This is a genomic window from Anaerococcus ihuae, from assembly GCF_928368155.1.
Classification (GTDB): Bacteria; Bacillota; Clostridia; order Tissierellales; family Peptoniphilaceae; genus Anaerococcus; species Anaerococcus ihuae.
The window spans coordinates 40,330-50,392 of record NZ_CAKMRU010000004.1 but is presented as its reverse complement, the minus strand read 5'-3'; the positions used below and the strand labels follow the sequence as shown (position 1 = coordinate 50,392).

General features: G+C 31.7%; 8 protein-coding genes. 5 read left to right on the top strand and 3 right to left on the bottom strand.

What is annotated here, in order from left to right; translation table 11 throughout:
* Positions 1–171: 171 nt before the first annotated feature.
* From L6653_RS08695 to L6653_RS08675, 5 genes are all read left to right on the top strand, one after another.
* A complete protein-coding gene (locus L6653_RS08695) occupies positions 172–1,536 on the top strand; it encodes a DUF438 domain-containing protein (RefSeq protein ID WP_236786866.1) in 1,365 nt (454 codons plus the stop codon).
* A 123-nt stretch (positions 1,537–1,659) separates the two neighbouring features.
* Positions 1,660–3,309: a sigma-54-dependent Fis family transcriptional regulator gene (locus L6653_RS08690; RefSeq protein ID WP_236786863.1), complete on the top strand. Its 1,650-nt coding sequence runs from the start codon at positions 1,660–1,662 to the stop codon at positions 3,307–3,309.
* 123 nt (positions 3,310–3,432) lie between these two features.
* Positions 3,433–4,704 (top strand): GntP family permease, encoded by a 1,272-nt coding sequence (locus tag L6653_RS08685; protein WP_236786861.1) that lies wholly within the window; start codon positions 3,433–3,435, stop codon positions 4,702–4,704.
* Between the two features lie 9 nt (positions 4,705–4,713).
* Complete coding sequence (ilvD, locus tag L6653_RS08680) at positions 4,714–6,387, top strand: dihydroxy-acid dehydratase (RefSeq protein ID WP_209320236.1); 1,674 nt, start codon at positions 4,714–4,716, stop codon at positions 6,385–6,387.
* A gap of 99 nt (positions 6,388–6,486) precedes the next feature.
* The gene (locus L6653_RS08675; RefSeq protein WP_236786858.1) at positions 6,487–7,707 is read left to right on the top strand and encodes a glycerate kinase type-2 family protein; all 1,221 of its coding nucleotides are present in this window, start codon (positions 6,487–6,489) and stop codon (positions 7,705–7,707) included.
* Positions 7,708–7,750: 43 nt separating this feature from the next.
* Here the strand turns inward: L6653_RS08675 and L6653_RS08670 are convergent, their stop codons facing one another.
* Genes L6653_RS08670 through panD form a run of 3 tightly spaced genes read right to left on the bottom strand, consistent with a single transcriptional unit; the run spans position 7,751 to position 9,987 of the window.
* Positions 7,751–8,707: a bile acid:sodium symporter family protein gene (locus L6653_RS08670; RefSeq protein ID WP_236786855.1), complete on the bottom strand. Its 957-nt coding sequence runs from the start codon at positions 8,705–8,707 to the stop codon at positions 7,751–7,753.
* 2 nt (positions 8,708–8,709) lie between these two features.
* On the bottom strand, positions 8,710–9,549 hold the full coding sequence (gene panC, locus L6653_RS08665) for a pantoate--beta-alanine ligase (RefSeq protein WP_236786852.1): 840 nt from the start codon (positions 9,547–9,549) through the stop codon (positions 8,710–8,712).
* 54 nt (positions 9,550–9,603) lie between these two features.
* Entirely contained in the window at positions 9,604–9,987 is a 384-nt protein-coding gene (gene panD / locus L6653_RS08660; RefSeq protein ID WP_236786849.1) for an aspartate 1-decarboxylase, read from the bottom strand.
* Positions 9,988–10,063: the final 76 nt, after the last annotated feature.

Sequence of the window (10,063 nt, the reverse complement as noted above, 5' to 3'; positions counted from 1 at the left end):
GCGTTCGTTTCACTCACTTAGTCGAGATGGTACGTAGCTTAATTTTTATTTTAAAATAAATTATTATCTACATTCATACTTTGGCTACGCTCTGATCAAGATACTTCTTGCTTTTTTTATACAAATAATAGACATTATCAATTGAAGAGTATAATAATATTGGAGGATATTATGGCTAAAAAAATTGATATTAATAAGGCGATTTATGATTTAGTTAATCGTGATGATAAATTAAAAAAAGATCTTATAGGTCTTGGTTTTAAAAATCTTTCCAATCCTCTTATGCTTAAAACTATGGGCAAAAAAATGTCTATTAGACGCGGGGCGAAGATGGTTGGAATTGATAATGTTGAGAAAAAATTAGAAGATTTGGGTTATGAAATTGTTAACTCTTATGATGATTTAGAGGTCAAAAATAGAAGAGAACTCATTAAATCTTATGTAAAAAGATTGTCAGAAGGGGAAGATCTTCAAAGTGTTAGAAAAGATTTTGTAAAAAATTTCGAAAATGTTTCATCTTCTGAAATTATGGATGCTGAGGAAGCTCTTCTTGAAGGGGGAGTTGATAGGGCTGATGTTCAAAGACTTTGTGATGTTCATTCTTCACTTTTTCATGGAAAAACTGAAAGTGAAGGAGGAAAGGATTTGAAATTAATAAATATTTCTGGTCATCCTCTTAGGTTTTTCTTTTTGGAAAATGAAAAAATTAAAGAACTTATCGATTTAGGAGAAAACAGTCAAGATTTGGAAAAAATTAAAGATATTTCTAATAAAATCACTTCACATTATAGGAAAAAGGGGGACTTGATTTATCCTTTGTTAAAGGAAAATTACAATAAGCCAGGTCCATCTGATATTATGTGGGGAGTTGATATTGAAATTTCTAAAAATTTCAAAAAAGCTTTCAAAAAATCTGATTTTGATGATGTCAAAAAAGTATTTGAAAGAGCAAGGGAGATGACTTATAAGGAAGAAAATATCTTGTATCCTTTGATGGAAGATGTGATTTCAAATGAAGATTTTTTGGGACTTTATGAGGATTTGAAAGATTATCCTGATGATATAATCAAAAAAGAAATTTGGGATGATGGAGAAAATACAAATAATGAGAAAGATTCTATGGATGGATATATTAATTTTTCTAAGGGAAAGATGAAAGTTGATGAGCTTGAGGCCCTTCTTGATACTTTAGAAATTGAGATAACTTTTGTAGATAAAAATGATATAAATGCTTATTATAATAATATAAAGGGTGAAAAAATTTTTAAAAGGGCAAAAACATCCTTAGGAAGGGAAGTTTATTCATGCCACCCACCACAAGTTGAGCCAATTGTAAGAAAGCTTATCGGTGAATTTAAGGAAGGAAGCAAGGATAAATTTCAAATCATAAAAAACATAAAGGGCAATGACCACGCTGTGACCTACTATGCAGTTAGGGATAAGAACAGAAATTATTTAGGAGTTTTGGAAACTGTCCAAGATCTTTCTTTCTACAAATCCTATCTTGATATTTGGGATAAGGCTAAGAAGAAATAAAAAATAAATTGATCCCTAGATTAAAATTTCTTAATATTTTTCTAGGGATTATTAAATTTAGGTCTGTTCTTATATTTTTGGGTATATAGACTAGGCATTGGAAAATATAAATAGGTGGAATTAATGAAGATTTTTATTGTTGGAACATATGAAGCTATGGTAAGGCCCATAGAAGACTTAAAAAACAAATACAAAAATTGCCAAATAGACTATGGCATAGCTATGCTAGAAGATGGCCTTAAACTCGCTATAGATGCTAAAAACAATGGTTATGATGCAATAATTTCTAGAGGCGGAACTGCAAGATTAATAAAAAAACATCTTGATATTCCAGTAATAGATGCAAAACCATCAGGAAATGATTTGCTAAAAAGTATATTAATAGCAAAAAACAACCAGGCAAAAACATCTATAATTGCTTATTCAAATATCACAGATGGAGCAATAGAGATAATCAGACTATTAAATTTGGATTTTAAAATACACTATATAAAAAATGACCTAGACTTAACAAATCTTCTTATAAAATTAAAAGAAGAAGGATACCAGCAAATACTTGGAGATTCCCTGGCTATAAAAGTCGCAAAAGACTTAAATTTTAATACTGTATTATTCCAAACAAGCCATGAAAGTTTAGAAAATTCTTTGGAATATGCAATTATGATTTTAAATCAAACCCAAAAAATAAAGAAAATAGATGCAATTAGGTCAAAATTTTTGACTAAATTTAATAAAGACTATTGTATAATTCAAAACAATAAAATAATATATTCAAAATTTATAAATTTTGAAAAAATGCCCATATCTTACGAAAAATGTATAAGCCTAAAATACGAATTTGAAAACAAGGAATTTAATACCCCCTATATTCAAGCTAGGATTGGGGAAGTTAACCTTGAAATATCATCTATAGAAATATCTTCAGATAAATTTTACCTATATAATTTTAAAAAAGTAGAAAGTGATTATGAAAAACCTATAGGTGTATATGATTTAGATATAAAAAATAATTTTATGCCTGTAACTAAGTCCGAGTCTATGCAAAAATTATTTGCCAAGGCAAAAAGACTTATAAAAGAAAAAAACCCCATATTCATAATTAAAGATAATGAATACACCCTAAATGAACTTTTAAACTTTACTATAGGTATCAATAAAAATAGCACTTTGTTAATAGACTTAGACAAGGTAAATATTGAAAGTTACGATGAAATTTTAAAATACAAGAAAAAAAACATACTTATAAAAAATATTAAAGATTATGAAATAATTAGCAATATTAGTAAAAAAAATATAGAAGAAAGATTTATAATTTTACTTGAAAAAGATTCTAAAATTATAGACTATATTGATGAAAAACAGACCCTAATAATACCTAACACCAGACAAAGAAAAGATGACCTAAATCTGATATTTAATAACTATATAGCCTATTATCACGAAAAATTTGGAACAATGGCCTTTGGGATTGAGTATTATACATTTGATGGTGAAAATCCCTTACTAAATAAGAATTTAGACTATTTATTGAAAAAATTAAAAAATTATATATTTAGCAGAAATGAATTAATAGTAGGAAAAGATGTCTTTACTAAAAAAATAGAAGAAGGTAGTAAAAAAGAGATCTTTGATTCTAAAAATTTAGAAGAAATTGAAAAAGAGCTTATCCTCTACCACTTAAAAAAGGAAGAATACAATCAAAGTAAGGTCAGTGAAATTTTGGGAATAAGTAGGTCTACCCTATGGAGAAAAATGAAAAAATACAAAATATGAATCGTTTCAAAATGAAACGATTTTTTTTATATTAAATTAATATGTTGCAAAATAGAATCAAACATGGTAAAGTTTAAGTAAATCGTTTACACAATGATTAATAATAAAAAAATGGAGGAAATTATGGCAAGTGTATCAACAATAGGAGCTTTGATAGCTTTAGTGATAGCGATTTCCGTAATTGTAATGGGAGCTCCACCTGCCTATGGAATGATTCTTGGTGCTTTAATAGGTGGAATGGCTGGCGGTGCTAATGCTAAAGAAGTTGTAACATTAATGTTCGATGGAGCTGGAGGAATGTCTCCGACCTTACTTAGAATTATGGCTGCAGGGGTTTTAGCTGGAGCTTTAATTAATTCTGGATCTGCAGATGTTATTGCAGAAAATATAGTTGAGAAATTAGGAGAAGCTAATTCTTTAATAGCTATAGTAGCATCTATATTTATCTTGACTGCTATAGGAGTTTTTGCAGATGTAGCCTGTTTAACAGTTGCACCAATTGCTATGGTTATAGCTAAGAAAACTAATTATTCAAAATCAGTAATAATGATGGCTATGTGTGGAGGAACTCACGCTGGAAATGTCATGTCACCCAATCCACAAGCTATAGCCTTATCAGATTATTTTCAAATTCCTCTAACAAGCGTAATGATAGGGGGAATAATTCCTGCAATATTTGGTTTTGTAGCGACAGTTTATATAACAAAATTAGTACATAAAATGGGCATAGGAAGTGAAGTTTTGTTAGTGGAAGAAAAAGGAAATGTAAATTTTTCTAAACCTAGTCTGCTTGCAGCAATTACAGGACCTCTTATTTCTATAATACTTTTAGCCCTAAGACCTATAATGGGAATTGAGATAGATCCATTAATAGCATTGCCTTTAGGGGGATTTATTACTTGTATTTTGACAAAAGAAGTTAAAAATTTTGTGAATTTCTCTACAAAAGGATTAAATATGATGTCAGGAGTAATTTTGTTACTTTTAGGAACAGGTGCCTTATCAGGAATAATAGCAAACTCTGGCCTTAAAGAATCTCTAATACATATAGTTGATATTTTAGGCTTGTCAGGATTTTTATTAGCTCCAATTACAGGCTTAACCATGGGGGCTGCTACAGCATCAGCTACAGCAGGAAGTACAGTTGGATCACAAGTTTTTGGAGAGACAATCCTATCTTTTGGAGTAAAACCTCTTCAAGCTGCAGTAATGATACACGCAGGAAGCAATACCCTAGACGGCCTGCCTCATGGAAGTTTTTTCCATACAAGTGCTGGTAGTGTAAGGATGAATATCAAAGAAAAATTAAGATTGTTGCCATTTGAATTTTGTGTAGGATTGGTTATGACAATAGTTTCTACTATTGTATATGGTTTAATAGGATTAAATTTTTAGGAGGAAACAATGAGTAAAAAAATGAACAGTCAAAAAGTATATCAAGGACCAGAAAGAATAGAAGCTAGATCTTTGTTATATGCAACAGGAAAATTAGAAAAAGATATAGGAAGAAAACCTTTAATAGGAGTTGTAAACTCATTTAATGAAATTGTTCCTGGACATTTTCATCTAAGAAGTTTAGCAGATGCAGCCAAATTAGGAGTTGCTGCTGGTGGTGGAATTCCTGTGGAATTTCCTTCAATAGCAATGTGTGATGGTATAGCAATGAGCCATGCTGGAATGCATTATCCTCTAGCATCAAGAGAGCTAATAGCAGATAGTATAGAGGCTATGGCTAAGGCTCATGGTTTAGATGGATTGGTTTTAATCCCTAACTGCGATAAGATAGTTCCTGGAATGACCATGGCTGCATTAAGGTTAAATATTCCTTCAATTATTGTAAGTGGTGGTCCTATGGCAACAGGTCATTATAAGGATGAAGTGGCTGATTATTCTACATGTATAGAACAGGTTGCAGCCTATAAATTAGGTGAAAAAAGTGAAGAGGAAATGGAAGAATACGCTCATGCAGCTTGCCCATCATGTGGATCATGTGCTGGAATGTTTACAGCTAATAGTATGAACTGTCTTTCAGAAGTTTTGGGACTTGCACTTCCATATAATGGAACAATTCCATCATATTACGGAGACCGTATAGCTCTTGCAAAAATTGCTGGAGAAAGATCAGTGGCTTTGGTTAAAGAAGATATTAAACCAAGAGATATAGTTACAGAAGAGGCCTTTAAAAATGCCATAGTTGTTGATATGGCCATAGCAGGTTCAACAAATACAACCCTACATTTACCAGCTATAGCTCATGAATGTGGTTTAGAATTATCTCTTGAAAAATTCGATGAAATTTCTAAAAATACTCCGAACTTATGTCACATAAGTCCTTCAGGAGATAAGTTCATGTTTGATCTTCATATGGCAGGTGGAATTCCAGCTGTAATGCATGAATTAGATAAAAAATCCCTATTAAATACTAGCTTGAAAAATATAAATGGAAAAACAATAAAGGAAAATATAGAGGGTAAAGAGACAAGAGACCATGATGTTATTAGACCTATTGAAAATCCATTCAATGACCAAGGTGGTATAGCAGTATTAAAGGGAAATATTGCACCAGGTGGATGTGTTGTGAAATCTGCAGCAGTTAGGCCAGAAATGATGAAACATAAGGGAGAAGCTGTTGTATTTAACAGCATGGAAGCAGCGACTGAAGGAATTTTTGATGGTAAGGTTAAAAAAGGCAATGTAGTTGTTATTAAATACGAGGGTCCAAAGGGTGGTCCTGGTATGAGAGAGATGCTTACTCCTACATCTGCTATTGTAGGTATGCATTTAGATAATGATGTTGCCTTAGTAACAGATGGAAGATTTTCCGGGGCTACTAGGGGAGCAGCTATAGGCCACGTTTCTCCTGAAGCTATGGATGGTGGACCATTTGCTATAATAGAAGATGGAGATGTAATAGAAATTGATATAGAAAATAGGTCTATAAATATAGATTTGACTGATGATGAAATTAAAGAAAGGCTAGATAAACTAGTTAAACCTGAACCAAAAATTAAAGAAGGTTACCTAGTAAGATATGCAAGAGCAGTATCTTCAGCTAATAAGGGTGCTATTCTTGAATAAATTTTGTAAATAAAGTCCCAAGTTTTTGGGGCTTTATTTGTTATATTTGGGTAAATTATTAAATAAAGACTTGTTTAGAAAATTATTTGGGGTGATAGGATGGATAATTTAATTAGAAAAATTGTGGAAGAATCTATTGAATCTTGTTTGCCTGATAAGGCTGTCACTAGAGAGTTAAAAAGCCTACCAAAAGTTAAGGGCAGAAAAATTTTGATTGCTATAGGAAAGGCAGCCTATCAAATGGCAAAAACAGCCTTAGAATCTGATATTAAATTTGATCAAGCTGTAGTTATAACTAAATATAATCATTTGAAAGCTCCTTTGGATAAGGCTATTTGTTTTGAAGCGGGTCATCCAATTTCTGATGAAAATACAATTAAGGCAAGCCAATATGCCTATGACTTAGTTGGAAATTTGACCGAGGATGATTTGCTTGTGATGCTTATTTCTGGAGGGGGGTCTGCTCTTTTTGAAATACCCCTTATTAGCTTTGAAGAAATACAAGATATTAATAAGCAACTTTTGAAAAAAGGTGCAGACATTGTTGAAATTAATACAATTAGAAAGAGACTATCAAAAATTAAGGGTGGAAAATTTGCAAGGCATTGTTATCCTGCCAAAGTTTATAATATTATTTTATCTGATGTTATAGGAAATAGACCTGACATGATAGCATCAGGTCCGACCTATGAAGATTTTTCAACTTGCGAGGATGCTTTAAATATTGTTAATAAGTATGGACTTGTTTTATCTGAGGCTGCTAGAAAGTGTTTGAATGAAGAAACTGAAAAAAATTTAACTAATATTACTACAAAAATTTCTGGCAGTGTGGATCAATTGTGCCTAAAAGTAAAAGAAATATTGGAAGATGAAGGCTATAAGACAGATATTTTAACAACTTTTATGGATTGTGAGGCAAAAGAGGCAGGATATATTTTATCATCTATTGCAAAAAGCAAAAGTGCTTATAAGGAAAGGCTTGCTTATATTTTTGGTGGAGAAACTATTGTTAAAATTAAAGGCAATGGAAAGGGAGGAAGAAATCAAGAGTTGGCCTTGGCAAGTGCCAAACATATAAGAGGGCTTAAAAATGTACAAATTATTTCTTTTTCCTCTGATGGGACTGATGGTCCAACCGATGCAGCTGGGGCTTTTGTTGATGGCTATACTATGGATAAATTAAAGGAAAAAAATATTAATTATTATAAGGTTTTGGATAATAATGATTCTTATAATGCCTTAAATGAGATAGGTCAATTAATAAAAACAGGGCCTAGTGGGACAAATGTTAATGATGTATCTATTGTTTTGATTAATTAAAAAAAGTCCTGTAGGATTATAAATTCCTACAGGGCTTTTTAATTTATCTTTCCCTAGCAAAGGCAATTTCTTTTACATCTTTTCTTCTAATTGATGCGAAAATTGAACCTGAAATATTGTGCCAGATTGAAAAAATTGCTCCTGGGAGGGTTGCTAGTGGGTTTAGGGCAAAATTTGCTGTTGCAAGTTGGATGGCAAGGCCGGAATTTTGCATTCCCACTTCGATTGATAGGGCTGTTTGCTTGTCATAATCCATTTTGAATAATTTGGAAACGCCAAGTCCCAATAAAAGTCCTAGTGCATTGTGAATCATTACTATTAACAAAACAATTAATCCAGATTTGGCAATTTTTTCTGCATTTGCTCCGATTATTCCTGAAATTATCAAAATAATTGCAAGGGATGATATTAATGGGAAAATTGATTTTGATTTTTCCATTTTTTCTGGGCTTAATTTTTTTGCAAAAATTCCCATCAAAACTGGGATTAAAACTACTGTAACAACTGATTTAAACATGGCTAAAATTGAAACTTCAACCCATCTTCCTGCCAAAAGATAAACCAAAAATGGTGTAACAATTGGGGCAAGAAGTGTTGATAAAATTGTCATAGAAACTGACATTGAAACATTTCCTCCAGCTATGTGGGTTATTACATTTGATGCAGTTCCTCCAGGACATGATCCAACAAGGATAATTCCTAAAGCAATATCTCTATTTACATCAAAACTTACAGCTAAAATCCAAGCAAGTAATGGCATAATTGTAAATTGTGCCAAAGATCCAATAAAAATATCCCTAGGATTTTTTAAAATTTTCTTAAAAGCATCAGCTTCGATTGAAGTTCCCATTCCAAACATGGCAAGGGCAAGAAAAATTGTGGTGTAATTTGTCATCCAAGAAAAATAATCTGGGACAAAATAGGCTACTACAGAAAATATAATAATAATTAAACCGATATTTTGAGTTATTTTATCTGAAATTCTTGAAAATTTTTCCACGTCTACACCTCATAAATAAAATTGTCAATTAATCTGGTTTTTCCAATATATACGGCAATGGCAACCAAGGTATCTTTGTTGAAATTATCTACATCTTTTATTGTTTCAAGGTCAACGGCACTGATGTAGTCGATTTTTGCAAGTTTTTCTGATGAAATTATTTCTTCCATTTTTTCCAAAACTTCTTTTACAGAAAATCCTTCCTTTGCCATTTTTTCTCCCTCAAAAATTGCCTCTGAAAGACAAAGAGCAGCTTTTCTTTCGTCAGTTGAAAGATAAGTATTTCTTGAAGACATTGCAAGTCCATCGTCTTCCCTTACAATTGGGCAGGCAACAATTTCAACTGGAATATTTAAATCTAGGACTAATTTTTTAATAATTGAAAGCTGTTGGGCGTCTTTTTGTCCAAAATATGCCCTGTCAGGGCCAACAATATTAAATAATTTTGTACAAACAGTACAAACGCCCCTAAAATGTCCCTCTCTTCTTGCACCACACAAATTATCAGAAAGTCCATCAATATCAACAAAAGCCTTTTTGTCATGATACATTTCTGAAGGTTCAGGATTAAAAATAAAATCAGCTCCCAAATCTTCGCACAATTTGCTGTCAGCATTTATATCTCTAGGATAAGCCTCCAAATCCTCATTTGGTCCAAATTGGATAGGATTTACAAAATCAGAAACAACTACGATGTCATTTTCTGAAACTGCTTTTTTAATTAAACTTGCATGACCCTTGTGTAAAAATCCCATGGTAGGAACGAGGCCAATAGTTTTACCTTCTTTTTTAAAATCCTTTAAAACATCTCTCAATTCATCAATTTTTTTGATAACTTTCATTTTCTTCTCCTCTAAAAATATTTAGAGATAGCCTATTACACCACTAAAATTTATTTACACTAAAGTTCCATGTTTTTCGTAAGATGAAATTTTTTTGATTTTATTTTCATCATCAACAAAAACAACCTTCGGACTATAATTTTCTAAATCTTTTTCATTATAAGAGGCATAAGCCATAATTATTACCTTATCACCAGGAGCAAAAAGTCTTGCCGCAGCACCATTTAAGCAAATGACACCACTGTTTTTCTCACCGGCAATTGTATAAGTTTCAAGTCTATTTCCATTATTAATATCGACTACTTGAACCTTTTGATACTCTCTAATTCCAGCACCGTCAAGTAAAATTTCATCAACAGTAATGGATCCAACATAGTCAAGTTCAGCTTGAGTCACAGTAGCCCTATGAATTTTTCCTTCTAACATTTCAATTTCCATAAAATCTCCTTAAAAAAAAGCAAGGAAAAAAAGTTTATATAAAAAAACAAAATCCTTGCAAAATTACAAAATATTT

What these genes read in the sequence shown, in the direction of transcription:
- L6653_RS08685 (WP_236786861.1), top strand. Translation starts at nt 3,433, where the DNA reads ATGGCAAGTGTATCAACAATAGGAGCTTTGATAGCTTTAGTGATAGCG.
- panD (WP_236786849.1), bottom strand. Translation starts at nt 9,987, where the DNA reads ATGGAAATTGAAATGTTAGAAGGAAAAATTCATAGGGCTACTGTGACT.
- ilvD (WP_209320236.1), top strand. Translation starts at nt 4,714, where the DNA reads ATGAGTAAAAAAATGAACAGTCAAAAAGTATATCAAGGACCAGAAAGA.
- L6653_RS08690 (WP_236786863.1), top strand. Translation starts at nt 1,660, where the DNA reads ATGAAGATTTTTATTGTTGGAACATATGAAGCTATGGTAAGGCCCATA.
- L6653_RS08695 (WP_236786866.1), top strand. Translation starts at nt 172, where the DNA reads ATGGCTAAAAAAATTGATATTAATAAGGCGATTTATGATTTAGTTAAT.
- L6653_RS08675 (WP_236786858.1), top strand. Translation starts at nt 6,487, where the DNA reads ATGGATAATTTAATTAGAAAAATTGTGGAAGAATCTATTGAATCTTGT.
- panC (WP_236786852.1), bottom strand. Translation starts at nt 9,549, where the DNA reads ATGAAAGTTATCAAAAAAATTGATGAATTGAGAGATGTTTTAAAGGAT.